The sequence below is a fragment of the Alcaligenes sp. SORT26 genome, from assembly GCF_017377875.1.
GTDB lineage: Bacteria > Pseudomonadota > Gammaproteobacteria > Burkholderiales > Burkholderiaceae_B > Alcaligenes > Alcaligenes parafaecalis.
Genome location: NZ_CP070975.1, coordinates 95843 through 120080, shown reverse-complemented (window position 1 = coordinate 120080; position 24238 = coordinate 95843). Strand labels below are relative to the sequence as shown.

Below are 24238 nucleotides of genomic sequence, written 5' to 3'. Positions count from 1 at the left end.
CGAAAGCGAAAAACCCAAAAGGCGAGATGATAAAGCTTTTTTAAAGCCCGTAGTCGTAATTAGCGCTGCGTTTCGTGACGGTAAGCAGAAAACATCTGCTGCCACCACTGATCGCCCTGCGGCCCACACACTTTGAGCAAAGATCGTCTCAGACGTTGCACATTCCCCAGCGCCTGGGCGGGGCTGACTGGCCCCTGTCGTGCACGGTCAAAATCGATCAGCCAGACTTTGTCATTCGCATCCAGCAAAATATTGTAGGCGTTAAGGTCAGCGTGCCAAACCTCGAATTGGTGCATGCGGACAATCTCGCGCGCGACCGCTTCGGGGGAGGCGCGGTCCAGGCACAGAGTCAAAGGCTGCACATTGGGCACCCGCTGGCTTATCAGGGCCGCATGGTACCAAAAACCCTGCTGCCACCACGCGCCCGCCAGCACTTTAGGCACCGCCAAACCCTTGTTGTGCAAATAAGACATCACCTGAAATTCTCGCCAACTGCGAGTACGGGAGGCACCTTGCCACAGATAGGTGGACTCATTAAAGCGAGCCACCAGCCCCCCACGGCGGTAATGACGCAATACCGCTTGCCCGAATGGCCCGTTCACAAACCAGGCAGCCTGACGACCGCCCTGCCCGACTTTACTGGCCTGATCGCCGTAGGAAGCTGCATCAAACCACGCTTGCAGAGCCTGGGGTGCCAAGTCCAGTTGATTGGCCAGCTCCGGCGCTAACAAAGTGCCGCCACCGGGCAAGGCGTAAACAGTTTCGGGCGTCGCGTTCACAGCAGCTCCTTAGGCACGGGCCAGCAACAAAGCCATGATCAGTACCAGCATGCAGGCAAAAATAAACTTCAGGCGGTTCTCGGGCAAGCGATACGCCAGACGTACCCCGAAAGGCACCAGCATCAGGCTGCCTATTGCCATCGGTATCCCGACCTGCCAGGTAGCCTGACCATGGAAGGCGTAGGTCGCCAAAGCGACCAGGGTGCCAGGAATAATCATGGACAAGGCCAGGCCTTGTGCTCCCGTTTGGCTGTAGCCCATGCGACTGGTCAAGAAGGGCACCACCAATACCGCACCACCCACCCCAAACACGCCCCCGGCCAAACCGGCCATCATGCCAACAGCAATGTACCAAGCCTGGCCAAAAGACTCGGGGTCTGGACGTGGACGTGTACTACGACGTAATCGGCGGGAAAAACCCAGACTTTGGTCGAAATAGTACAGGGCAATCGCCATTACAAACACGGAATAGATACGACGCAGCAACACTGCGTCCATACCCAATGCCAGACGCGCCCCCAACCAGGTAAAGATGATGGAGGAGATCGCCCCCAGCGCGGCCCGCCGAAAATCAATATGGTTGCGGCGATGGTACTGGCGCACGGTCAACAAGACAGCGGGCACCACCATAATCAAGGCCGTGCCTTGAGCCGTTTGCTGGTCCATACCCAGAATCAGCCCCAGCAACGGAATCGCCAACAAGCCACCGCCAATTCCCAGGACGCCCCCGGCATAGCCAATAAGCGCGCCTCCCAGCAAACAGGCCAGGATCAATTCAATACTTGTCATGGCGATTACAGGTTGCGCAGACGCTCGACCGCGTCTTCGACCCGGTCTACCGCCCAGATTTCCAGGCCTTCAACGGGCTGACGCGGAGCATTGCTTTTAGGAATCAGAGCAATACTGAAACCCAGCTTGGCCGCTTCGCGCAAACGCTCCTGCCCACGCGGGGCCGGACGTATTTCACCGGCCAGGCCAATTTCACCGAATACCACCAAGCCTCGCGGCAAGGGGCGATTGTTCAGCGACGACAAAATAGCCAGCAAAACGGCCAAGTCAGCGGCTGGTTCGGTAATTTTTACGCCACCAACGGCGTTCACAAATACGTCCTGATCATAGGTGACCACGCCTGCATGGCGGTGCATCACCGCCAGCAACATGGCCAGCCGTGAGCTTTCCAGCCCCACAGACAGGCGCCGGGGATTCGGGACATGTGCGGTATCCACCAGGGCCTGAATTTCCACCAGCAAGGGCCGTGTGCCCTCCTGGGTCGCCATCACGCAGGAACCGGCCACCGATTGAGAATGCTGCGACAGAAACAGAGCCGAAGGATTGCTAACCCCCTTCAAACCCTTTTCCGTCATGGCGAACACGCCCAGTTCGTTCACAGCGCCAAAACGGTTCTTGAACGCGCGCACCATACGGAAGGACGAATGCGTATCGCCCTCGAAATACAGCACGGTATCCACGATATGCTCCAGCACTCGTGGCCCGGCCAGCGTCCCATCTTTAGTGACGTGACCGATAAAGATCATGGATGTGCCGCTTTGCTTGGCCAAACGGGTAAGCTGGGCCGCACACTCGCGCACCTGCGATACCGAGCCCGGTGCAGCACTGAGCTGATCCGAATACAGAGTTTGAATCGAGTCGATCACCACCACACTGGGTTGATGCGACTGCAAGGCCTGAGTGATGGACTCCAGGCGAATTTCGGCCAGCAAGTCCACGCCTTCAGTAGGCACGCCCAGACGACGGGCACGCAAGGCAACCTGCTCGGCGGATTCCTCACCCGTCACGTACAACACTTTGGTTTGCTGGGCCAAGGCCGCCATCGCCTGCAGCAGCAGCGTGGACTTGCCAACACCGGGATCGCCCCCAATCAGGATGACGCCCCCTTCCACCAGGCCACCGCCCAACACACGGTCGAACTCGCCTATGCCAGTCGGCACACGCGGCAATTCCCGCGCCTGTACATCAGACAAGCTTTGGACCGGACTAGACCCGGCCAGAGACGCAAAGCGGTGGGCACTTGCCGCAGCCGGGGCCTCCACCGTTTCCTGCAAACTGTTCCACGCCCCGCAGGCCGGGCACTTGCCCGCCCATTTGGGTGTATCTGCCCCGCACTCTGTGCAAACAAATACAACTTTGGCCTTACGGGCCGCACGAGTACTGGTGGCCATAATGTTTCCTTAGCGTCCGGCCAAACTGCCGCCGCCATCTACGCCCAGATTCTGGCCGGTGATATACGCAGCTTCATCGCTGAGCAAAAAAGTGACAGCAGCGGCGACTTCCGCGGCCTGCCCAAAACGTCCCAAAGGAATGGAAGACAAGCTACGCTGCTCGGCCTCGCTACCAACGGGGTGATTGGCACGGAACATTTCGGTTTCGATCGGACCAGGAGAGACCGCATTCACGGTAATGCCATAAGGTGCCAGTTCCAGCGCCCAGGTGCGGGTACAACCCAGCAAGGCACTTTTGGCGGCGGCATAGCTGGTGCGGTCGGAACCGCCGTGCACCACACGACTGCAAATATTGACGATACGGCCTTCCTTGCGCGCTTTCATCGAAGGGATGAAGGCCTGGGCCACTTGCACCGCCACCCTCACATTCAGGTCAAACACCTGGTAAAGATTACCCAGGTCCACCTGGCCGATAGGCTCGGGGGCGACGACACCGACGTTATTCACGACAGCATCCACGGGATACTTTTCACGGATGACACGCAGCATTTCTTCGGTCTCGCCTGCATTGCTCAAATCGCAGGAATACAGATAACCGGGGAAATCAATATTCTCCGTGTGACGGGCCAGACCCACCACGTGGGCCCCGGCATCGGCCAGCCTTTGGCTGATTGCCCAGCCGATTCCTTTGGTAGCGCCGGTAATTAATACACATTTATTTTTCATGGCTATGCCTTGGTGGTGTTAATCCTGGATGATGCGCGGCACACGGGGTGCCACCGCACAAATCAATTCGTAGCCCAGGGTTCCCGCTGCTGCAGCAACCTCATCTACACTGGGCCCGCCTTGACCGAACAACACCGCCTGACTGCCTACTCCGGCGGCGGGCACCGGGGTCAGGTCTACTGCCAACATGTCCATGGAGACACGACCGAGCAAACGGGTACGTACCCCGTTGACGGTAATGGGGGTGCCGGTTCCCGCATGGCGCGGGTAACCATCGGCGTAACCGCAAGCCACCACGCCAATGCGCATGGCCTGCTCGGCAATATAGGTATGGCCGTAACCAATGCCCTCGCCCTGCTTGACGCCGCGCACGCTGATCAGCTCAGCGGCGAGCGTCATGCCCGGCTGCAGGCCAAAATCATCGGCACTGCTCTCTGCAAAGGGGGAGCTGCCGTACAGACAGATACCGGGACGTACCCAGTGATCCGGGCCCGAGGGCATGTACGCACCCAGATCGGGGCTCAAGGTCGCGGCAGAGTTGCACACACTGACCGGACCGGGCAAACCATCGGTAATCCGGTTAAAACAGCGAATCTGCTCCAGCGTGGCGTCGATATTGTCATCCGCCCGCGCAAAGTGCGTCATGCGCCCAACCGAGCCCAGCTTGCCTGCTTTCTGCAAACGCTGGGCGCGCTCGAACGCGGCAGGGTAATCGTCCACGCTGAAACCCAGGCGGTTCATGCCGCTATTGAGCTTGACCATGGCGTTCAAGGCCACCCCGCCTTTCCACTGCTCCAGCATCTTGAGCTGCTCGTGGCAATGGATGACAGTGGTCAGACCAAACTCGGCCAGCACCTCTAAATCCTCTGGCTGGAAAAAACCTTCCAGCAGCATGATAGGGCCGGTCCAGCCCGCAGCGCGACAGCGAATGGCCTCTTTCAAATCCAGCATCGCCATGCCTTCGGCGGCACTGAAAGCACGCACGGCATTTTCGATGTCATGACCGTAAGCATTGGCCTTCATGACGGCCCAGATATGGGGCCGTTTCACGCCAGATGGAGCCGTGGCGTTATTCAGGCTCTGAATAACCATATCGAGATTGTGACGCAGTGACGCAATATGAATGGTGGCCGAGATAGGACGTGGCATGGTTCTCCCCGAAGCAATACGAAAGTCTAAACCAGCCCTAGTGGAAACGAAAGCCGTATACTGGCGGACTATGTCTATCGAGCACTATGAAAACTTCCCTGTCGCCTCGGTACTGCTACCTCGTCGGCTACGCCGACCGGTCATCGATATTTATCGTTTTGCCCGCAGCGCCGACGACATTGCTGATGAAGGCGATTTAAGCGCTGCCGAGCGCCTGGAACTGCTCGCGCAGTTCGAAGCCGGAATAGAACAACTGCAATATCATCAGCCCGTTCTGGCTGATACCCCACACAGCACCATTTTTGTTCCCCTGGCCAGCAGCATCAGCAACTTCCAGTTGCCACTTAAACCGTTTCTGGATTTGCTGTCCGCGTTTCGCCAGGATGTCACCACTCATCGCTACAGCGATATGGCCCAGGTGCTGGATTACTGTACGCGCTCGGCCAACCCCGTTGGCCGCCTGATGCTGCATTTATATGATGCCCACAGCCCGGAGCTGGTCGAGATGGCCGACGCCACCTGTACAGGGCTGCAACTGGTTAATTTCTGGCAGGACGTGGCGCTGGACTGGCACAAGAATCGTGTCTACATCCCGCAAGACCTGTTGGCCCAATACGATCTGGATGATGATTACATCCAGGCCCGCAGCCAATTGCTGCGTCAGCCCGAGGCTGATGCACGCTGGCAGGAAATGATGCAGTTGCTGGTGACGGATGCCCGTCAGCGCCTGCAGGCCGGGCTGTTGCTAGCATCGCACTTGCCAGGACGCATCAGCCTGGAGCTGAAAATGATGGTCCTGGGTGGCCTGCGTATTCTGGAGCGCCTGGAAGCGGTACAGTTTGATGTCTTCAGCCATCGCCCCACCCTGTCCCGCCTGGACTGGCTACGCCTGATTGCCCGCGGCCTGAGCCGTACCCCTTACCGACCCTGAACGTCCATGAGCCCAGACGAGTATTGTCAGAACAAGGCAGCCCAAAGCGGCTCCAGTTTTTACTACGCCTTTTTGTTTCTGCCGCCTGAACGCCGCCGCGCGATCACCGCCCTGTACGCCTTTTGCCGCGAGGTCGATGATGTGGTGGACGAGGTTCACGAAGAGTCCGTCGCCCGCATGAAGCTGGTGTGGTGGCGCACGCAAGTCGCTGACCTGTACGAAGGCCGCGCCCATCACCCGGTGATGCAGGCTCTGGCGCCTCATATTGAAGCGTTTGGTCTACCCCAGGACGAGCTCCTGGCCGTAATCGACGGCATGGAAATGGATCTGGATCAGGTGCGCTACCAAAGCTGGAGCGAACTGGAACGCTACTGTTGGCACGCCGCCAGCGTGGTGGGTTTGCTGTCGGCGCGTATTTTTGGCCAAACCCAGGAACAGACCAGCGACTATGCGCAAAAGCTGGGCCTGGCATTTCAACTGACCAATATCATCCGTGATGTAGGCGATGACGCTCGTCGTGGTCGTATCTACTTGCCGCAGGAAGATCTGGACAAATTTGGCGTATCGCCCCACGAGATTCTGGATCAGCAGCACTCGGAGCGCTTCGAGGCCCTGATGGCTTTTCAAACCGAGCGCGCCCAGGATCTGTACCGACAAGCCATGCGCGCCCTGCCTGCTGTTGACCGCCGCGCACAACGCCCCGGCCTGTTGATGGCGGCCATCTACCATGCCCTGCTGGTGGAAATTGCCAATGATCGCTGGCATGTGCTGGAACAGCGTATTTCACTGACACCCATTCGCAAGTTCTGGCTGGCCTGGAAAACCTGGGTCTCAGGCGGACGTAGCTTGCAACGCAAACTGGGCCGATGAAGGTCGCCGTTATCGGAGCGGGCTGGGCAGGTTGTGCCGCCGCCTGGCGACTGAAGACCCTGGGCCATCAGGCCAGTGTCTTTGAAGCCTCGCGTCACATAGGCGGACGTGCCCGCCGCATACACAGCCCCAATCTGGGGCGCGATACTGATAACGGCCAGCACATCATGCTGGGGGCCTACTCCGTCATTTTGGGTTTGATGGGGGAAATCGGGCTGGACGAAGCGTCCCGGCTGGAACGCAAGGATCTGGACGTGATCTCGGCCGACGGGCATTTTCGTCTGCGCAATCGCCCCCTGCCCGCCCCTTTCCATTTATTGACCGGCCTGCTGGGTGCCCAAGGCCTGGACTGGTCGCAAAAAATCAAGCTGGCCCGGTTTTGCCGTTGGCTGATGAAGCAACAATGGCACACCCCGAAAGGTCTGACGGTGTTGCAGCTTTTAGAGCAGCACAAGCAAGACAACCATGTCATCCGCCTGTTCTGGCAACCGCTATGCGTAGCCGCCATGAATACGCCTATTGAGCAGGCCTGCGCTCAACTGTTCGCCCATGTGCTGCGCGATAGCCTGGGCGGTCCCCGACAAGCCAGCCAAACCTTGATCCCGCTGACTGACTTAAGCCAGCTCTGGTGCGAATCCGCCTTGCGCGATATTCAGCTACAACTGGGCCACCGGGTGCAGAGGCTGGAACTGACAGAAGCGGGCGTACAAATTGACGGCCTGCAATTTGATGCAGCCATTGTGGCTTGTCCGCCCGTACAAGCTGCGCGCCTGCTGCATAGCCTGCCCAGCAACCCAGCCAGCGAACAACTGCTGGCGGATCTGGAGGCGTTCAGCTATGTCCCTATCGCCACCCTGTATCTGGAACTGGAGCACGCCTGGAACCTGCCCCATTCCATGATGATGCTGGACGATAGCAGTGGCAGCGGCGGGCAATGGCTGTTTGATCACAGTGCCCTGAAACCGGGTAGCGGCGAAACGCTGGTGGGAATCGTCATCAGCGACGCTGTGCGCCTGCAAGCACTGGACCGCGAGCAAGCGATTGCCGCGATTATCGAACAGGTACGCAGCCAAACCCGGCATCTGAAACCCATGCCAGCGGTACGAGCCAGCGAGCTGATTATCGAAAAGCGAGCCACCTTTGCAGCCGTTCCCGGCCTGCGCCGTCCTTCGGTAACGACACCGTGGCCAGCCATTCGTGTGGCGGGCGACTGGACCGATACCGGCTACCCCGGTGTGCTGGAAGGCGCTGTGCGCAGCGGTCTGAAAGCGGCACATTTATAAGAGCCACGACTGAGCAAACTGGTACACGCTCAGCACGCGCCCAGGCAATCAAACAGAGTCATGCCAAGGAATACGGCCATACACCAGGACCGCGCTTAGCATCCCTTCAAAACAAGGGCTATTACGGCAAGGCATTATTGCGCCAAGGGCGTCAGCAAAGTCTGCGCTGGCTTATGAGCCGCCAAAAACTCCGGCTGGAACAAGCACATACGCACCACATCCCGATACTGGCCGTTAATGAAGAACTCATGCTTGAGTTCGCCTTCCACCTGGAAACCAAACTTCTGATAGATATGGATAGCCTTGTGGTTTTCCTTGTCCACAATCAGCACGATCTTGTACAGGTTCAACACCCCAAAACCGTATTCGATAGCCAGCTTGGTCGCCCGCGAGGCAATCCCCTTGCCCTGAAACTCTGGCGCAATAATGATCTGGAATTCAGCCCGGCGGTGTACATAATCAATTTCCACCAGCTCCACTACGCCCGATGGCTGCCCTTCCCACTCCACCACAAAGCGGCATTCGCGCTGATCGTGAATGTGCTCGTCGTACAGAGCCGCCAGCTCGCCATAGGTTTCATAAGGTTCTTCAAACCAGTAGCGCATCACGCTGGCGTTATTGTCCAGCAAGTGCACAAAGCGCAAGTCTTCGCGCTCCAGAGGGCGTAATTTAACGTGAGTCGTTTTACTCATGATCTTTCTATCCTTTCTCTATGTTCGATAGACGAGCCGCCTATCTGCCTATACCAAAGGCCATAGACATCATGCCCGCATATCGTGTTTTTTTGATGAAGGCCTGATAGAAAAAGTTCAGTTGGCGACGAAACCGCCGCTCTGCCAGTCTTGCGGAAAACCGGCCAAAAACGCAAAAACCCCGATTTCTGCTTTCCTGCGTAGCAAACTGAATATCAGTCAGACCAGCAGGAATATCAAAATCGGGGTTTGAAACTACTACCTGGCCGCTATGGTTGTACCGGACAAACATCCGGCGCAGCGAGCGACATCAGGTGGGAGCGTGTTCTTCGATGTAGCGGCGCACCTGAGCAACATCCGCATCCATCACGACCACTTTTTGCGGCAAATCTGCCAGACCACGCAAGTGCTCAGGCACTGGCGCAGGCTGACCAATCGCTTCTTCAATCGTCTCGGAGAACTTGGCAGGCAGCGCGGTTTCCAGCACCAGCATGGGGATGCCTTCTTCGCGGAAGTTCTGAGCCACCTTGACGGCGTCCGCCGTGTGCGGGTCGATCAGAGTCTGGTACTGCTGATTCACCTGGGCAATCGTGTTCAGACGATCCTGGTGCGAACTGGCACCGGCCACAAAGCCGAACTCTTCCTGGAAGCGTGGCAGATGCTCGCTCAGGTCGAACTGGCCTTCTTTGCTCAACTGTTCCCACAATGCCTTGACCTTGCTGCCATCACGGCCCAGCAGATCAAACACAAAGCGCTCGAAGTTGGAGGCGCGGGAAATGTCCATGGACGGGCTGGACGTAGCGTAAGTTTGCTCGGAACCACGCGGGCGATAAATGCCCGTGCGGAAGAACTCTTCCAGCACGTTGTTTTCGTTGGTGGCCAGAACCAGCTTGGCGATAGGCAGACCCATCTGGCGAGCAATGTGACCCGACAAAATATTGCCGAAGTTGCCCGAAGGAACGGCAAACGAGACCTTTTGACCAGCCTGATTCGTGCTGCGCAGCCAGCCCCAGAAGTAGTACACCACTTGAGCGGAAATACGTGCCCAGTTAATGGAGTTCACGGCACCCAGGTGCCACTGGGACTTGAACTGCAAATCGCCTGCCAAAGCCTTGACGATATCCTGGCAATCATCGAACACACCCTTTACCGACAGGTTATGGATGTTTTCGTCTTGCAAGGAGTACATCTGGGCGCGTTGGAAAGCGCTCATGCGGCCGTAAGGCGAGAGCATGAACACGCTGACGCCACGCTTGCCGCGCAAAGCGTACTCAGCCGCCGAACCCGTGTCGCCGGACGTGGCGCCCACAATGTTCAGAGTGCTGTTGCGCTGTGTCAGCACGTATTCGAAAACCTGGCCCAGAAACTGCATGGCCATGTCTTTAAAAGCCAGGGTTGGACCTTGGGACAAGCCCAGCAAGGAAAAACCGGGTTCCAGTTCCTTGACCGGTACAACCTGCTCGCTGTCGAACACGCCGGGTGCATAAGCACGTGCCGTCAAGGCGGACAGTTCATCAGCCGGAATATCGGTGACAAACAGGCCCAGCACTTTGGCGGCCAGTTCGGGGTAGCTCAGTGCGCGCCAGGATTCCAGCGTTTCTGCACTGACTTGAGGGTAGCTTTCTGGCATGGCCAGGCCGCCATCCGGAGCCAAGCCTTCCAGCAAGATGTCCGAGAATGGCTGGGCCTTCATGCCGCCACGAGTGGATACGTAATTCATTACAGATTCTCCACGCGCAAACGGGTCACGGCAGACTGTACAAAAGGCAGATTCTGAATCTGGCTGATCGCGCCATTGATGGCACCTTCACGCGCTTCGTGCGTCAGGAAGATGATATCGGCCTGTTCGCCAGCCGGTTCCTGGAACATGGAACCGATCGAGATCGAAGCCTGAGCCAGAATGCGGGCCACATCAGCCAGAACACCAGGGCGGTCGTCCACACGCAAGCGCAGGTAGTACGAGGACACCACTTCATCCATAGGCAGGATGGGGGTATCGGACATGGCGTTGTGCTGGAAAGCCAGGTAAGGCACGCGGTGTTCGGGTTCTGCGGTTTGCAGACGAGTCACGTCCACCAGGTCGGCCACCACCGCCGAAGCGGTTGGCAAGGCACCGGCACCGGCACCGTAGTACACGGTCTGGCCCACGGCATCACCATGCACCAGCACCGCGTTCATGGCACCTTGCACATTGGCCAGCATGCTTTGCAGCGGGACCAGTGTGGGGTGTACGCGCAATTCAATACCTTCTTCACGAGCGCGGGTAATACCCAGCAGCTTGATGTTGTAGCCCAAGCGTTGTGCGTGTTGCAGGTCTTCCAGTGCCAGGCTGGTAATGCCTTCCACGTGGGCCTTGCTGAACTGCACAGGGATACCGAAGGCCAGGGAGGCCAGCAGGCTCAGCTTGTGCGCAGCGTCCACACCTTCAATGTCGAAAGTAGGATCAGCTTCGGCGTAACCCAGACGCTGGGCATCGGCCAGGGCCTCAGCAAAGCTGACGCCACGATTGCGCATTTCGGACAGGATGTAGTTGGTGGTGCCGTTGATAATACCGGCCAGCCACTGAATACGATTAGCCGTCAGGCCTTCGCGAATTGCCTTGATGATAGGAATACCACCGGCCACAGCAGCTTCAAATGCCACCATGACACTACGCTCGTGAGCAGCAGCAAAAATCTTGTTGCCATGCTTGGCCAGCAGCGCCTTGTTGGCGGTGACCACGTGCTTGCCCTGGGCAATCGCTTCCATCACCCACTCGCGTGCCAGAGTGTCGCCACCCACCAGCTCGACCACAATATCAATATCAGGGTTACGCACCACGTCCATGCCGTCTGTGGTCAGGGTGACTTCGTCCCCAACCAGCGCGCGTGCCTTTTCCAGGTCACGCACAGCAATAGCGACCACCTCAATACGGCGACCGGCGCGGCGAGCGATTTCATCTGCATTGCGTTTCAATACGTTCCAGGTGCCGCTGCCAACCACACCCAAACCCAGCAAACCTACTTTGATAGGACTCATTGAACAAATCCGTCCTTACGGAACATTTCTTTGATGCCGCGTACCGCCTGACGGGTACGTTGCTCGTTTTCGATCAGCGCAAAGCGCACATAGTTGTCGCCATACTCACCAAAGCCGATGCCGGGGGATACGGCTACTTTGGCATCGCTCAGTAAGCGCTTGGCAAACTCCAGCGAACCGATGTCCTTGTAGAACTCGGGAATCTTGGCCCAGATATACATTGATGCCTTGGGGACATCGACCATCCAGCCTGCTTCATGCAGGCCCTTGGCCAGTACTTCACGACGGCGGCGGTACTGCTCCACCACCTCGGTGACACAATCCTGTGGACCTTCCAGGGCCGCAATGGCCGCCACCTGAATCGGTGTGAAGGTGCCGTAGTCGTGATAGCTCTTGATCCGTGCCAGGGCATTGACCAGCGAGGCGTTCCCCACCATGAAGCCAATACGCCAACCGGCCATATTGTAGCTTTTGCTCATGGTAAAGAACTCGACCGCCACATCGCGCGCGCCTTCCACCTGCATGATGGAGGGGGCCACGTAGCCGTCAAAGGTAATGTCGGCATAGGCCAGATCGTGTACCACCAGAATATTGTGCTCGCGTGCCAGCGCCACAATACGCTCAAAAAAGGACAGCTCCACACACTGGGCCGTCGGATTGCTGGGAAAACCCAGAATCATCATTTTGGGCTTGGGAATGGACTCCCGCACGGCTTTTTCGATTTCCTCGAAAAAGTCCACGCCAGGGACCATGGGCACCGAACGAATATTGGCACCGGCAATGACGGCACCATAAATATGAATGGGGTAGCTGGGGTTGGGCACCAGAACGGTGTCGCCCTTGTCCAGGGTTGCCAGCATCAAGTGGGCCAGACCTTCTTTGGAACCGATGGTAACGATCGCTTCACTATCAGGATCCAAGTGCACATTGTAGCGGCGCTCGTACCAATTGGTCACGGCTCGGCGCAGACGCGGGATGCCTTTGGAGACAGAATAACCATGAGTGTCCGGGCGGGTGGCCGCCTCGACCAGCTTTTCCACGATGTGCGCCGGTGTCGCGCCGTCCGGGTTCCCCATGGACATGTCAATAATGTCCTCGCCACGACGGCGGGCGGCCATTTTCAGCTCGCCAGTAATGTTGAACACATAAGGCGGCAAACGCTCGATGCGCGGAAAGCGAATCATGACATTCCTTGATAAGAAAAAAGCGGCTGACCCAAACCAGAAGGTAAAAGTTAATCAAAGAGTTTAATCCATGATTGACTTACTGAGAATCACTGCAAACAGATCAGGTGCCGCATTGTCGCTGGCGCTTTGCGCTATCATCGAAGCTGAAAACGGGAGAGACTCATCGTGCAACTGCAACGCGAACACAATCCAGCCATGAATGCCATCACCGCCTATGGTGAAGACTACGTGGCGATCAATTTTCAAAACCACGATCATTCCATCTTCTTTAGTCCCGAAGGTCCCGTGCAGGACCTGGCCATTCAGAGTGCCTCCGAGCTGACAGCCGTGCTGCTGCGCCGGATCGCCGGACTGGAATCGGTCAAGCAAGACCCCATGGCTTTTCTGGACGACGCCCCCGTGGCGCGCCCTGACAACGCCCCCGAACTGATTTTGATCGGTACTGGCCAGCGCCAGCACTTTTTGCACCCGGCTGTCACGCAGGAAATGCTGCAGTGGGGCATAGGTGTGGAAATCATGGATACCCAGGCCGCTGCCAGAACCTACAATATCCTCATGGCTGAAGGCCGCAAAGTCGTTGCGGCCTTACTGATACAGGAAAAAGCATGACTGCCGTACAAATTGGTGCCCCCATCCCCGACTTTTCCGTGCCCTCCACGCAGGGCGAGTTCAGCGCGGCTGACCTGAAAGGGAAAATGACAGTGTTGTACTTTTACCCCAAAGACAACACGCCGGGCTGCACCACCGAATCCCAGAATTTCCGCGATGCCCTGCCCGAATTCGAGGCCGCAGGCGCGCGAATCATTGGCGTTTCGCGCGACTCGCTTGGTTCGCACGAACGTTTTATCGACAAGCAAGCCCTGACTTTCCCTTTGCTTGCCGACACCGAAGAGCGCTTGTGCGAACTGTTTGGGGTCATGAAAATGAAAAACATGTACGGTAAACAGGTACGTGGCATTGAGCGCAGCACCTTTTTGATCGACGCCCAAGGTGTGTTGATTCAAGAATGGCGTGGCCTTAAAGTGCCCGGCCACGTCCAAGCTGTATTGCAGGCTGTCCAGCAAGCCGCCTGAAACCTTACCGTGCCGACCTGCAAGTCGGTACACAACCAGGAGTACGTGTTATATGCCGCTACCAACGTTGCCCACCAAGCTGGGAACCCTGCTTAGCGAAAAAGATGACAGTGTCATCCTTGCCGATCCACCCGTACCACTAGACGAACCCGACACTCCGCCCGCCAGCCCCAAAGCCTCCAGCAGCAAAGCGGCTGTTGTGCCACGCTCCAAAAAGACAGCGCCTGCCAAAACGGCGCCAGCGGCTCCCGCAGCAGCTCCGGCTCCTGCCCCCGCCAGCGTAGCCAAGCCAGCCCCCGTCAGTGCCGCCGCCACTCCGGCCGCCCCCAAACCCGCCGCAAGAGCAGCGGGCAAGCGCACTCGTCTGGCCCCCACTCAGCGCAAGCTGTTTGTGCTGGACACCAACGTCTTGCTGCACGATTCCAATTCGCTGTTCAAATTTGAAGAGCACGATATTTTCCTGCCCATGATGGTGCTGGAAGAGCTGGACCACCAGAAAAAGGGCCTGTCTGAAGTGGCGCGCAATGCGCGTCAAGTCAGCCGCTCCCTGGAAGGCTTGGTGGGCGATCATGGTCTGGACAAGCCCATCAATCTGGATGGCATTGGCAATACCGAAGCTCTGGGTGCCGTCACCTTCCAGACCAGCGCCCTGGACACGAGCCTGCCTATCCAGTTGCCGCTGGGCAAAGCCGATAACGCCATTCTGGCCGTGGTCAATGCCCTGACCCAGAGCCTGCCCAAGCGCGAAGTGGTTCTGGTGTCCAAAGACATCAATATGCGCCTGAAGGCCAAGGCACTGGGCCTGCTGGCGGAAGACTACCGTCACGACCACGTGCTGGATGACTCCGACCTGCTGTATGACGGTGTCATGCCCTTGCCGGACAACTTCTGGACCAAACACGGCAAGAATATGGAGTCCTGGCAACAGGGCGGCACCACCTTCTACCGCATCAGCGGGCCGCTGTGCAGCCAGTTCATGGTCAACCAGTTTGTCTTCACCGAAGGGGATGATCCCCTGATCGCCCAGGTCCGCGAAACGGCGGGTAACACAGCCGTGCTGGCGACCTTGCGCGATTACAGCCACGGCAAAAACAATGTCTGGGGTATCACTGCTCGCAACCGCGAACAGAACTTTGCCCTGAACTTGCTGATGAATCCCGATTTCGACTTCGTCTCCCTGCTGGGCCACGCCGGTACGGGTAAAACGCTGCTGGCACTGGCCAGTGCGCTGACCCAGACCCTGGAGACCAAGCGCTACAACGAAATCATCATTACCCGTGCCACGGTGCCCGTGGGTGATGACATCGGTTTTCTGCCTGGTACTGAAGAAGAGAAAATGCAGCCCTGGATGGGTGCGCTGGAAGACAACCTGGAAGTGCTGCATTTGGGCACAGGCAAGTCCTCTGGCAACCTGAACAATCCGCAAGGGACCGAAGCGGCTCCCCGCAACTCCACCATGGAACTGGTGCGCTCCAAGATCAAGGTGAAATCCCTGAGCTTCATGCGTGGTCGCACCTTCATGAACAAGTTCCTGATCATCGACGAGGCCCAGAACCTGACGCCCAAGCAGATGAAAACACTGGTGACGCGCGCCGGTCCAGGAACTAAAATTGTCTGCTTGGGCAATATTGCCCAGATTGACACGCCCTATCTGACCGAGGGCAGTTCCGGCTTGACCTACGTGGTAGACCGATTCAAAGGCTGGCCGCATGCAGGCCATATCACCCTGCAACGCGGTGAGCGCTCCCGTCTGGCAGATTACGCCAGCGACGCACTCTAAACCGAATCCCTACTCACTCAAACCGGGTCCTGGACCCGGTTTTTTTTTACCGCCAGGCCGCCCTAAGGTAAAAATGCCCCCTTGAGGGGCAGCAAGCCGAAAGCGCAGCGTGGGGGCTTTTTATTGACCACTATGAAACGTACCGCACAGCCCATCGGGCTCACTATGGGCGATGCCGCGGGCATAGGCCCGGAAATTATTGCCCGCCTGATTGTTGAAGGTTTGCCACACCCGGCCGTCGTCTATGGCGATGCAGGCGCAATGCGCCGTGCTCTGACGCTGATTGGCGCCGATCAAGACTGGCACGTCGAGGAAGTCGAGCAGGCCGTTTGCACGCCCAAGGGTGTGATTGCCGTACTGAATCGCTGGCAAGCCCTGCCCGAAGACCTGCCCTATGGTGAAGTTCACGCCCTGGCCGGACGTGGTGCCTACGAATACCTGTGCCACGCTATCGATGATGCCCAGGCCGGTTCAATCCGTGCCATTGTCACCGCCCCGCTGAACAAGCTGGCTATGCAAAAAGGCGGTATCGATGCTCCCGGCCACACCGAGATTCTGGCCGAGCGCAGCCACACCGAGCACTACGCCATGATGCTGGCCAACGAGCATTTACGCTCCATTCTGGTCACCATTCACGAGCCGCTGGCCCGTGTCCCCTCCCTGATTACCAAAGAGCGCGTCTTGCAAACCATTCGGCTGGCCCAACTGGCCTGCACACAAGCCGGTATTGCCAAACCCCGTGTGGCAGTGGCCGGTCTGAACCCCCATGCGGGTGAAGGCGGAAAGTTCGGCTTGGAAGACATAGAACAGATCACCCCAGCTATTGAACAAGCCTGCGCTGAGGGCATACAAGCCAGCGGCCCCTGGCCCGGCGACACGATTTTCATGCGTGCCCGCCAGGGCGAGTTCGATATTGTGGTGGCCCAATATCACGATCAAGGGCTCATCCCCATCAAGCTGTTGGGCCTGGACGAAGGCGTGAATGTGACGGTCGGCCTGCCCTTTATCCGTACCAGTGTGGATCATGGCACGGCCTACGACATTGCCGGACAAGGCAAAGCAGATGCGTCTTCCCTGGGCTATGCCTACCGGATGGCTCTTTCCATGAGCGCTCATCAAGCATGATCAAGCGTTTGCCGATTGACCCGTTTTTACTGAAGCTGTTTGCCACCGTTGCTCTGGCCAGTCTGTTGCCCGCCCAGGGTTGGGGCGTGGCCGTGTTTCAACACACCACGCAGATTGCCATTGCCTTGCTATTTTTCCTGCATGGCGCTCGCCTGTCCCGCGAAGCGATTTGGGGCGGTTTGTCCCACTGGCGCTTGCACCTGTTGATTCTGTCGGTCACCTTCCTGCTTTTCCCGATTCTGGGTAGCGGAGTCGCGGCTGTGTTGCGCCCCTGGCTGACTGACAATCTGTATCTAGGCATCCTGTTTTTGGCTTGCCTACCTAGTACAGTGCAATCCGCTGTGGCTCTGACGGCCATGGCGCGGGGTAATGTGCCGGTTTCGATTTGCAGCGCTTCGGCCTCCACCCTGCTAGGGGTGTTCATCACCCCTCTGCTGGTCGGCATCATGCTGGCAGGCGCGACCAGCGCCCAGGCCACGGTGTCACTAGAAGCCGTCGGGAAAATCATGCTGCAATTGTTTTTCCCCTTTGTCTTCGGGCATCTGCTGCGTCCCCTGATCGGGGCCTGGGTCATGAAACGTCAGCAGTTGCTGAAAGTTGTGGATCAGGGGTCGATTCTGCTGGTGGTCTATACGGCCTTTTCAGGCGCCGTGGTGGGCGGTCTGTGGTCCTCCACCCCACTAAGTGCCTTGGGGCTGATTGTGCTGTCCAACGCCGTTCTGCTGACCTTGGCCCAATTGCTGGCCTGGAATCTGGGACGCTGGCTGGGCTTTTCCTTTGAAGACCGTGTCAGCCTGCTGATGTGCGGCTCCAATAAAAGTCTGAGCAGCGGCATCCCGATTGCCAACGTGATTTTCCCCAGCGCCATGGTGGGGCCCATCATCTTGCCGATCATGCTGTTTCACCAGTGGCAGCTACTGGTGTGCGCGTGGCTGGCTAAACGACTGGCTGCCCGCAGCGGGGACTGAAAGGGGAGGCATACCCATGTATGCCTCCCCTTTTGTTCTTCACCCTGCTGCCCGTCATGCGCGTATGAACACACATGAACACAGACCTTTAGCCTATTACGTGGGCATGTAATCCAGAAAGCGCGTACTGGCGCCAGCAAAGGTCAGACGTACCGAGCCAATAGGACCGTTACGCTGCTTACCGATAATGATTTCTGCCGTGCCTTTATCCGGTGAGTCGGGGTTATAGACCTCGTCACGGTAAATAAACAAGATCAAGTCAGCATCCTGCTCAATAGCGCCCGATTCCCGCAAGTCACTCATCACAGGACGTTTGTTGGGCCGTTGCTCCAGGCTTCGGTTCAACTGCGACAAGGCAATCAAGGGGCAATTCAGCTCTTTGGCCAAACCCTTCAAGGAACGACTGATTTCAGAAATTTCCGTTGCCCGGTTCTCGCCACCGCTTGAGGACATCAACTGCAAATAGTCGATGATGATCAGGCCTAGCTGGCCACACTGCCGGGCCAATCGTCGAGCCCGTGCCCGCACTTCCATGGAAGACAGGCCTGGAGTTTCATCAATATAGATCTGGGCTTCCTGCACCTGCTGCACGGCGTGCGTCAGGCGCGGCCAATCGTCAGCAGTCAGCTTACCGGTACGCATGCGGTGCTGATCCAGCAAACCGACCGAGCCCACCATACGCATGGCCAACTGCACCGCGCCCATTTCCATGGAGAACACGGCAACGGGCAAGCCCTGGGCAATCGCCACGTGTTCACCAATGTTCATGGAGAACGAGGTTTTACCCATGGAAGGACGACCCGCCACAATCACCAGGTCACCGGCTTGCAGGCCCGAGGTCATCTTGTCCAGATCGGCAAAGCCGGTAGGCACACCGGTAACTTCAGAGTCACCTTCACGGTGGTAAAGCTCGTCAATACGTTCAACCACCTGACTGAGCAGAGGCTGAATTTCCAGAAAACCCTGGGAACCACGCGCCCCTTCCTGGGCAATCTGAAACACACGGGTTTCTGCTTCGTCCAGAATCTGGCGGGCTTCCTTGCCCTGCGGGTTGAACGCCGCCGAGGAAATATCATCCGCCACGGTAACCAGCTTGCGCAGCGTGGAGCGCTCGCGCACGATCTCAGCGTAGCGACGGATATTGGCAGCCGAAGGCGTGTTATGGGCCAAGGCGTTCAGATACGCCAGACCACCGACCTCTTCCTGCTTGCCTGCTACCGACAAGGACTCAAAGACGGTAACCACGTCAGCGGGACGGGCCAGACCAATCAAGCGGGTAATGTGTTGCCAGATCAGCTTGTGATCAAAACGATAAAAATCCTCGTCGGTGACAATATCGGCCACCCGGTCAAACGCGGCATTATCGAGCAACAAGCCACCGAGCACCGACTGCTCCGCCTCAATGGAGTGAGGAGGTATCCGAAGATAGTCCAGCGTTGAATCGGATTTGGCTGACTTGCTTTCCATGCATATACCTTCAAATCAAGGAAAAAAATCGATGCCGCAGCCAACAGAATACGTTGTGCGGTCTTAAACAGTCTGTCTGTGTATCTGGGGTCAGAACAGTCAGGCTCAACAGGAAATTAAGCTGACGGGACCTGAAGCGGCAGCACAAGCACACGGGCAGTGTGCTGGCCCTCTTCGTACAAATGAAGAGAAAACAAAAAAGCCGGCTTGCACCGGCTTTTTTGAGCTTGGCAGATACATCCCAAGAAAGAATGTACCATGCGTCAACGCACTAGTCTTAGGCGACGTCGCCTTGAACCACAACGCTGATTTCAGCGATCACGTCAGGGTGCAGAACAACCTGAACGGGGTACTCGCCGATAGCTTTCAGGTGACCGTCTGGCAGACGAACCTGAGTCTTGACCAGGTCGGCAAAACCAGCATTTTGCAATGCATTGGCGATGTCCATGGTGGTCACGGAACCGAACAAACGGCCGTCCACACCGGCTTTTTGAACCAGAGTGAAAGTTTGACCGTTCAGTTTTTCGTTCTGAGCCTGAGCAGCGGCCAGCTTTTCAGCTTGCAGCTTTTCCAGTTCGGCACGACGTGCTTCGAACTCTTGCAGAGCAGCAGCCGTAGCACGGCGGGCAACTTTGCGTGGCAGCAGGAAATTACGAGCGTAACCATCACGTACGCGCACCACATCACCCAGATTACCCAGGTTGGCGACTTTTTCGAGCAAAATAACTTGCATGACTAAGGTTCCTCTGGATTATTTGTGGTTGTCGGTGTACGGCAACAGAGCCAGGAAACGAGCGCGCTTGACAGCGGTATCCAGCTGACGCTGGTAGTGAGCTTTAGTGCCCGTCAAACGTGCAGGGATGATCTTGCCATTTTCCTGGATGAAATCACGCAGGGTGTCCAGATCTTTGTAATCAATTTCTTCAACGCCAGCGACGGTGAAGCGGCAGAATTTGCGGCGCTTGAACAGTGGGTTCTGTTGTGCAAATTTGCGTTTTTTGTCTTTGCCTCTACGGAAAGCCATTTTGTGCCTCGTTAGTAACCGGGCTATACCCGGAAGAATTCAGTGTGAAGCGAGGTGTTGAACACTTCGCGACGATCGATCCAGACCAGTCAGACCGTAACAGAGCCTTGTCCCGGAAAGTGACGCTGATACTGCTGTACATGCAACACCAGACGCGTCGAGCCTTTACGGGCTGGAGCAATAAAACCTTGTAGCTGCAAACGGGCTCCCAAAGGAGTGTCTGCCAGACCCAGAGCATTATTGCCCAGAGCCACTACCTGCATCGCCAGAGCGATTTGCCGGGAGTGACCGGCTTCCATGACGGAAGATTCGTGTTCCAGTACCAATTCCAGAGCAGGGACACCCGCCGGCGTATAACGCAAGGGCTTGATGTCGATAAGTTGCCCGTCAAGGGTGAACTGGTTCACGCAGTCGGAACTATTACTCTTCAGCTTGAGCTTCAGCCTCGGCTTCAGCGGCCGCAGGGGCGCTGGCTTCGGTGCTTGCTTTACGTGCTTCTTCGCGTTCGACGGACTTCATCATGACCGAAGCGCCTTCAGGGGCTTTCTTCGTGCCAGCGACGAGGTAACGCAAGATAGCGTCGTTGTAGCGGAAGGAATGCTCCAGCTCGTCCAGGATGGACTGACCGCATTCGATGTTCAGGCACACGTAGTGAGCCTTAACCAGTTTCTGGATTGGGTAAGCCAGTTGACGGCGGCCCCAGTCTTCCAGACGGTGAATAGTACCGCCCTCGGAAGTGACAATCGCCGAATAGCGCTCGATCATGGCGGGCACTTGCTCGCTTTGATCGGGATGCACAATGAACACTACTTCGTAGTGACGCATGGAACAACTCCTTGTGGATATCGCCTACTACCCGCCGTAAAAACAGCCAGGCACCAAGCGCGACAGCCCGCCCATTCAATCCGGGTCGAGCAAGAAACCATAGATACTAGCACCAAGAAAGGCTGGCTGACAAGCCAAAAGCCTTAGCCCTGCACGCTTGCGTAGGCAGAGTGATTATGAATCGACTCAAAATTCTCGGCTTCGATGCTATAACGCAACACTCCGGGCAAGCTGCGAACGCTGACGGCCACGTCCCGCACCAGATCTTCAACAAATTTGGGATTGTCGTAAGCGTATTCGGTGACGTATTTTTCGTCCGTGCGCTTGAGCAAACCCCATAGCTGGCAGGACGCCTGCTCTTCGACCGATTTGATCAGCGTAGGCAGGTCCAGCGCAGCCGGATCGGCAAACACGGCCTGAACCGTGACATGCGAGCGCTGATTATGCGCACCGTATTCCGAAATGGCTTTGGAGCAAGGGCACAGACTGGTCACCGGGACCAGCACAGACAGCTCAAACTCCGGCTGGGCGTCCACCGCCACGCGCGCGGTCCAACTGACGGTGTAATCCATCAGGCTGGCCACACCCGACACGGGAGCCACTTTTTCCAGAAAAATGGGGAAGGACGCGGTCATATCGCCCCGTCCGGCATTGAGCAAAGGCAACATGGCCTGGGCCATCTGAACGAAACCGGCAGGCGTCATGGGCTGACGGCGGTATTCCTCAAGCAAGGCCACAAAGCGCGACATATGGGTGCCTTTTTCTTCAGGTGGCAAAGCCACCGTCAACTCCCATTGCGCCACGGTAGGCACGGCCTGCCCTTGCAGGTCCAGCATCATCGGATGCCGCACCCCGCGCACACCCACGCGCTGAATCGCAACATGACGTGTGTCCATGCTGCTTTGCACATCTGGCATGGCCAAAGGCGATTCCGACACTGTATTCATATCCATCAGGTTCAGCCACGACAGAGCCGCAACCGTAAATAAAAACAATAATGAATTATTATCTTACGCTTATCGCAAGCGAGGTTCGATAACCTTAACAACAACACGCATATTGAGGTATTTAATGCCTCAAATACGCCGCAATTGCATCATGCCTCAAGCAAACTTGAGAAACGCTCACGAATGGAGCGCTCAATACCGGCGGCATCCAGCCCCAGATCCTGGGCAATTTTCTTCTGATCGCCGTGATCGATGAACTCGTCAGGGTAGCCCAATTGCAAAACGGGCATGACCAAGGCGTCGCGGCTGACGAACTCCAGCACCGCACTGCCTGCTCCGCCCATCACACAGCCCTCTTCCACCGTCACAAACGCCTGATGACTTTGGGCCAGCTCCTGCAATAGAGCTTCGTCCATGGGTTTGACAAAGCGCATGTCCACCACCGTTGCGTCCAGCACTTCAGCAGCCTTCAAGGCTTCATGCAGGACAGGGCCGAATGCCAGAATGGCCAAGCTCTTGCCTTGACGACGCAGATTGGCTTTGCCCAGCGGAACAGTATTCAATTCCTGATCGACTGGGGCGCCAATGCCAGCGCCACGCGGATAACGTACAGAGCTAGGCCCGGGATGCTGATAACAACAGGTCAGCAACAAGCGGGTTTCGTTTTCGTCCGAAGGCGTCGCCACCACCATATTGGGAATGCAGCGCAGGAAGGCAATATCGTAATTGCCCGCATGGGTTGCTCCGTCTGCCCCCACGATACCGGCGCGGTCCAGCGCAAAGGTGACATCCAGGTTTTGTAGGGCCACATCGTGAATGAGCTGATCGTAGCCACGCTGCAAAAAGGTGGAGTAAATCGCCACGACCGGCTTTTGTCCCTCACAGGCCAGGCCACCAGCAAAGGTGACAGCGTGCTGTTCAGCAATACCCACATCGAAATAACGACGGGGAAACTGCTGCTCGAACTCCACCATGCCACTACCTTCACGCATGGCAGGCGTAATACCGTACAGACGCGAGTCCTGCTTGGCCATATCGCATAACCACTGACCAAAAATCTGCGTAAAGCTAGGACGGGGTTTGGTCGTCGGCGTCACCAGGCCCACGGAGGGATCGAACTTGCCGGGGCCGTGATACAGCACAGGGTCTGCCTCAGCCAGCTTGTAGCCCTGCCCTTTGCGAGTCACCACATGCAGGAACTGCAAACCACCCAGTTCGCGCAGATTGCTCAAGGTAGAGACCAGCGCGTCCAGGTCGTGGCCGTCGATAGGGCCGACGTAGTTAAAGCCCAGCTCTTCAAACAAGGTCGCGGGAGACAGAATCCCCTTGGCGTGCCCTTCAAATTTACGTGCCAGATCCAGAACGGGAGGAACATGCTGCAACACAGCGCGGCCCACATTCTTGGCAGCGGCGTAGAAGCGACCCGACATCAGACGGGCCAGATAATGATTCAAGGCGCCCACGGGTGGGGAGATCGACATATCGTTGTCGTTCAGCACCACCAGCACATTCACATCAGGTGTGACACCTGCATTGTTCAGCGCTTCAAAGGCCATACCGGCTGTCATGGCGCCATCACCGATGACGGCAATGTGCTGACGCTCGATACCCGCATTGCGCGAGGCCACAGCCATGCCCAATACGGCGGAAATGGAAGTCGAGGAATGCGCGGTGCCGAAATCGTCGTATTCGGACTCGGAGCGCTTGGGGAAACCGGAGATACCGTCTTGCTGACGCAAGCCGCCCATCTGGTCGCGGCGTCCGGTCAGGATTTTGTGCGGATAGGATTGATGACCCACATCCCACACGATACGGTCGTGGGGAGTCTCAAACACATAGTGCAGTGCGGTGGTCAATTCAACCGTGCCCAGATTGGACGACAAATGCCCGCCGGTTTTGGATACGGATTGCAGAACAAACTCGCGCAATTGTCGTGCCAGCTCGGGAAGATCACGTTGATCAAGCTGGCGCAAGTCGGCGGGAGACTGGATCTGCTCTAGGGAAACAGTTGTCATACTAAAAGACGTCTATCCGGGCAAATAAGTGAAACGACCGTCTCAAAGACAATCGCCAATCGGCTATTGTAAAACGCTTCGCGGCCTGTGCCAAAGTGACACGAGCAGCCAGCACCAGCATTGCTACAAAACGACCAGGACCAGCCTGGAAAATAGTAAGGCCTATAAGGCTTGAAGCTATAGAGCAAGGGACAGGCCG

The 24238-nt window shown here is 57.2% G+C and carries 24 protein-coding genes; 8 read left to right on the top strand and 16 right to left on the bottom strand.

Annotation, left to right across the window (positions count from 1 at the left end):
* Nucleotides 1-59: 59 nt before the first annotated feature.
* The 5 genes from JYG33_RS00540 to alr are packed head-to-tail and all read right to left on the bottom strand — an operon-like array spanning nt 60 to nt 4834.
* A complete protein-coding gene (locus tag JYG33_RS00540) occupies nt 60-779 on the bottom strand; it encodes a 3-deoxy-D-manno-octulosonic acid kinase (RefSeq protein ID WP_207873686.1) in 720 nt (239 codons plus the stop codon).
* 9 nt (nt 780-788) lie between these two features.
* Nucleotides 789-1568, bottom strand: coding sequence for a sulfite exporter TauE/SafE family protein (locus JYG33_RS00535; protein ID WP_207873685.1), 780 nt, complete (start codon nt 1566-1568; stop codon nt 789-791).
* Nucleotides 1569-1573: 5 nt separating this feature from the next.
* Nucleotides 1574-2959, bottom strand: a complete 1386-nt coding sequence (gene radA / locus JYG33_RS00530) for a DNA repair protein RadA (RefSeq protein ID WP_207873684.1) — start codon at nt 2957-2959, stop codon at nt 1574-1576.
* A gap of 9 nt (nt 2960-2968) precedes the next feature.
* Nucleotides 2969-3685 carry an SDR family oxidoreductase gene (locus tag JYG33_RS00525; protein WP_207873683.1) on the bottom strand — a complete coding sequence of 239 codons (717 nt, stop codon included), beginning with the start codon at nt 3683-3685 and terminating at the stop codon, nt 2969-2971.
* An 18-nt stretch (nt 3686-3703) separates the two neighbouring features.
* Nucleotides 3704-4834 carry an alanine racemase gene (alr, locus tag JYG33_RS00520; RefSeq protein ID WP_207873682.1) on the bottom strand — a complete coding sequence of 377 codons (1131 nt, stop codon included), beginning with the start codon at nt 4832-4834 and terminating at the stop codon, nt 3704-3706.
* A gap of 70 nt (nt 4835-4904) precedes the next feature.
* Here alr and hpnC point away from each other — a divergent pair, with 70 nt between their 5' ends.
* The 3 genes from hpnC to hpnE are packed head-to-tail and all read left to right on the top strand — an operon-like array spanning nt 4905 to nt 7918.
* Complete coding sequence (gene hpnC / locus JYG33_RS00515) at nt 4905-5765, top strand: squalene synthase HpnC (RefSeq protein WP_207873681.1); 861 nt, start codon at nt 4905-4907, stop codon at nt 5763-5765.
* 6 nt (nt 5766-5771) lie between these two features.
* Nucleotides 5772-6635 carry a presqualene diphosphate synthase HpnD gene (gene hpnD / locus JYG33_RS00510; RefSeq protein WP_207873680.1) on the top strand — a complete coding sequence of 288 codons (864 nt, stop codon included), beginning with the start codon at nt 5772-5774 and terminating at the stop codon, nt 6633-6635.
* Nucleotides 6632-7918: a hydroxysqualene dehydroxylase HpnE gene (gene hpnE / locus JYG33_RS00505; RefSeq protein WP_207873679.1), complete on the top strand. Its 1287-nt coding sequence runs from the start codon at nt 6632-6634 to the stop codon at nt 7916-7918. The genes hpnD and hpnE overlap by 4 nt, the downstream gene beginning before the upstream one ends.
* A gap of 134 nt (nt 7919-8052) precedes the next feature.
* Here hpnE and speG read toward each other — a convergent pair whose 3' ends face one another.
* The 4 genes from speG to alaC form a co-directional block, all read right to left on the bottom strand.
* On the bottom strand, nt 8053-8610 hold the full coding sequence (speG, locus tag JYG33_RS00500) for a spermidine N1-acetyltransferase (protein ID WP_207873678.1): 558 nt from the start codon (nt 8608-8610) through the stop codon (nt 8053-8055).
* Nucleotides 8611-8920: 310 nt separating this feature from the next.
* Entirely contained in the window at nt 8921-10330 is a 1410-nt protein-coding gene (gene thrC / locus JYG33_RS00495; protein ID WP_207873677.1) for a threonine synthase, read from the bottom strand.
* Nucleotides 10330-11628 (bottom strand): homoserine dehydrogenase, encoded by a 1299-nt coding sequence (locus JYG33_RS00490; RefSeq protein WP_026484344.1) that lies wholly within the window; start codon nt 11626-11628, stop codon nt 10330-10332. The genes thrC and JYG33_RS00490 overlap by 1 nt, the downstream gene beginning before the upstream one ends.
* Nucleotides 11625-12812, bottom strand: a complete 1188-nt coding sequence (gene alaC, locus JYG33_RS00485; protein ID WP_207873676.1) for an alanine transaminase — start codon at nt 12810-12812, stop codon at nt 11625-11627. Before alaC ends, JYG33_RS00490 begins: the two co-directional genes overlap by 4 nt.
* Before the next feature lie 168 nt (nt 12813-12980).
* On the opposite strand from alaC, the gene JYG33_RS00480 reads away from it, so the two are divergent.
* The 5 genes from JYG33_RS00480 to JYG33_RS00460 all read left to right on the top strand — a co-directional run bounded on the left by JYG33_RS00480 (nt 12981) and on the right by JYG33_RS00460 (nt 17761).
* Nucleotides 12981-13424 carry an Mth938-like domain-containing protein gene (locus tag JYG33_RS00480; RefSeq protein WP_207873675.1) on the top strand — a complete coding sequence of 148 codons (444 nt, stop codon included), beginning with the start codon at nt 12981-12983 and terminating at the stop codon, nt 13422-13424.
* Complete coding sequence (locus tag JYG33_RS00475) at nt 13421-13888, top strand: peroxiredoxin (protein WP_207873674.1); 468 nt, start codon at nt 13421-13423, stop codon at nt 13886-13888. Before JYG33_RS00480 ends, JYG33_RS00475 begins: the two co-directional genes overlap by 4 nt.
* A gap of 52 nt (nt 13889-13940) precedes the next feature.
* On the top strand, nt 13941-15668 hold the full coding sequence (locus JYG33_RS00470) for a PhoH family protein (protein WP_207873673.1): 1728 nt from the start codon (nt 13941-13943) through the stop codon (nt 15666-15668).
* A gap of 132 nt (nt 15669-15800) precedes the next feature.
* Entirely contained in the window at nt 15801-16793 is a 993-nt protein-coding gene (gene pdxA, locus JYG33_RS00465; protein WP_207873672.1) for a 4-hydroxythreonine-4-phosphate dehydrogenase PdxA, read from the top strand.
* Nucleotides 16790-17761 (top strand): bile acid:sodium symporter family protein, encoded by a 972-nt coding sequence (locus tag JYG33_RS00460; RefSeq protein ID WP_207873671.1) that lies wholly within the window; start codon nt 16790-16792, stop codon nt 17759-17761. Before pdxA ends, JYG33_RS00460 begins: the two co-directional genes overlap by 4 nt.
* A 96-nt stretch (nt 17762-17857) precedes the next feature.
* Here the strand turns inward: JYG33_RS00460 and JYG33_RS00455 are convergent, their stop codons facing one another.
* The 7 genes from JYG33_RS00455 to dxs form a co-directional block, all read right to left on the bottom strand.
* Nucleotides 17858-19228: a replicative DNA helicase gene (locus JYG33_RS00455; RefSeq protein WP_207873670.1), complete on the bottom strand. Its 1371-nt coding sequence runs from the start codon at nt 19226-19228 to the stop codon at nt 17858-17860.
* 277 nt (nt 19229-19505) lie between these two features.
* Entirely contained in the window at nt 19506-19961 is a 456-nt protein-coding gene (gene rplI / locus JYG33_RS00450; RefSeq protein ID WP_207873669.1) for a 50S ribosomal protein L9, read from the bottom strand.
* Nucleotides 19962-19979: 18 nt separating this feature from the next.
* Nucleotides 19980-20252, bottom strand: a complete 273-nt coding sequence (gene rpsR / locus JYG33_RS00445) for a 30S ribosomal protein S18 (protein WP_003802444.1) — start codon at nt 20250-20252, stop codon at nt 19980-19982.
* A gap of 89 nt (nt 20253-20341) precedes the next feature.
* Nucleotides 20342-20659, bottom strand: a complete 318-nt coding sequence (gene priB / locus JYG33_RS00440; RefSeq protein ID WP_207873668.1) for a primosomal replication protein N — start codon at nt 20657-20659, stop codon at nt 20342-20344.
* A gap of 13 nt (nt 20660-20672) precedes the next feature.
* Nucleotides 20673-21077 carry a 30S ribosomal protein S6 gene (gene rpsF, locus JYG33_RS00435; RefSeq protein ID WP_207873667.1) on the bottom strand — a complete coding sequence of 135 codons (405 nt, stop codon included), beginning with the start codon at nt 21075-21077 and terminating at the stop codon, nt 20673-20675.
* 143 nt (nt 21078-21220) lie between these two features.
* Entirely contained in the window at nt 21221-22024 is an 804-nt protein-coding gene (folE2, locus tag JYG33_RS00430) for a GTP cyclohydrolase FolE2 (RefSeq protein ID WP_207875680.1), read from the bottom strand.
* A 149-nt stretch (nt 22025-22173) separates the two neighbouring features.
* Nucleotides 22174-24039 (bottom strand): 1-deoxy-D-xylulose-5-phosphate synthase, encoded by a 1866-nt coding sequence (gene dxs / locus JYG33_RS00425; protein ID WP_207873666.1) that lies wholly within the window; start codon nt 24037-24039, stop codon nt 22174-22176.
* Nucleotides 24040-24238 lie beyond the last annotated feature (199 nt).

Excerpts from the sequence above, each read along its gene's own strand:
- JYG33_RS00460 (WP_207873671.1), top strand. The coding sequence starts at position 16,790 with ATGATCAAGCGTTTGCCGATTGACCCGTTTTTACTGAAGCTGTTTGCC.
- folE2 (WP_207875680.1), bottom strand. The coding sequence starts at position 22,024 with ATGAATACAGTGTCGGAATCGCCTTTGGCCATGCCAGATGTGCAAAGC.
- JYG33_RS00535 (WP_207873685.1), bottom strand. The coding sequence starts at position 1,568 with ATGACAAGTATTGAATTGATCCTGGCCTGTTTGCTGGGAGGCGCGCTT.
- hpnD (WP_207873680.1), top strand. The coding sequence starts at position 5,772 with ATGAGCCCAGACGAGTATTGTCAGAACAAGGCAGCCCAAAGCGGCTCC.
- alaC (WP_207873676.1), bottom strand. The coding sequence starts at position 12,812 with ATGATTCGCTTTCCGCGCATCGAGCGTTTGCCGCCTTATGTGTTCAAC.
- JYG33_RS00455 (WP_207873670.1), bottom strand. The coding sequence starts at position 19,228 with ATGGAAAGCAAGTCAGCCAAATCCGATTCAACGCTGGACTATCTTCGG.
- radA (WP_207873684.1), bottom strand. The coding sequence starts at position 2,959 with ATGGCCACCAGTACTCGTGCGGCCCGTAAGGCCAAAGTTGTATTTGTT.
- JYG33_RS00475 (WP_207873674.1), top strand. The coding sequence starts at position 13,421 with ATGACTGCCGTACAAATTGGTGCCCCCATCCCCGACTTTTCCGTGCCC.
- rpsR (WP_003802444.1), bottom strand. The coding sequence starts at position 20,252 with ATGGCTTTCCGTAGAGGCAAAGACAAAAAACGCAAATTTGCACAACAG.
- JYG33_RS00470 (WP_207873673.1), top strand. The coding sequence starts at position 13,941 with ATGCCGCTACCAACGTTGCCCACCAAGCTGGGAACCCTGCTTAGCGAA.
- pdxA (WP_207873672.1), top strand. The coding sequence starts at position 15,801 with ATGAAACGTACCGCACAGCCCATCGGGCTCACTATGGGCGATGCCGCG.
- JYG33_RS00525 (WP_207873683.1), bottom strand. The coding sequence starts at position 3,685 with ATGAAAAATAAATGTGTATTAATTACCGGCGCTACCAAAGGAATCGGC.
- thrC (WP_207873677.1), bottom strand. The coding sequence starts at position 10,330 with ATGAATTACGTATCCACTCGTGGCGGCATGAAGGCCCAGCCATTCTCG.
- rplI (WP_207873669.1), bottom strand. The coding sequence starts at position 19,961 with ATGCAAGTTATTTTGCTCGAAAAAGTCGCCAACCTGGGTAATCTGGGT.
- dxs (WP_207873666.1), bottom strand. The coding sequence starts at position 24,039 with ATGACAACTGTTTCCCTAGAGCAGATCCAGTCTCCCGCCGACTTGCGC.
- rpsF (WP_207873667.1), bottom strand. The coding sequence starts at position 21,077 with ATGCGTCACTACGAAGTAGTGTTCATTGTGCATCCCGATCAAAGCGAG.
- speG (WP_207873678.1), bottom strand. The coding sequence starts at position 8,610 with ATGAGTAAAACGACTCACGTTAAATTACGCCCTCTGGAGCGCGAAGAC.
- JYG33_RS00490 (WP_026484344.1), bottom strand. The coding sequence starts at position 11,628 with ATGAGTCCTATCAAAGTAGGTTTGCTGGGTTTGGGTGTGGTTGGCAGC.
- alr (WP_207873682.1), bottom strand. The coding sequence starts at position 4,834 with ATGCCACGTCCTATCTCGGCCACCATTCATATTGCGTCACTGCGTCAC.
- hpnC (WP_207873681.1), top strand. The coding sequence starts at position 4,905 with ATGTCTATCGAGCACTATGAAAACTTCCCTGTCGCCTCGGTACTGCTA.
- hpnE (WP_207873679.1), top strand. The coding sequence starts at position 6,632 with ATGAAGGTCGCCGTTATCGGAGCGGGCTGGGCAGGTTGTGCCGCCGCC.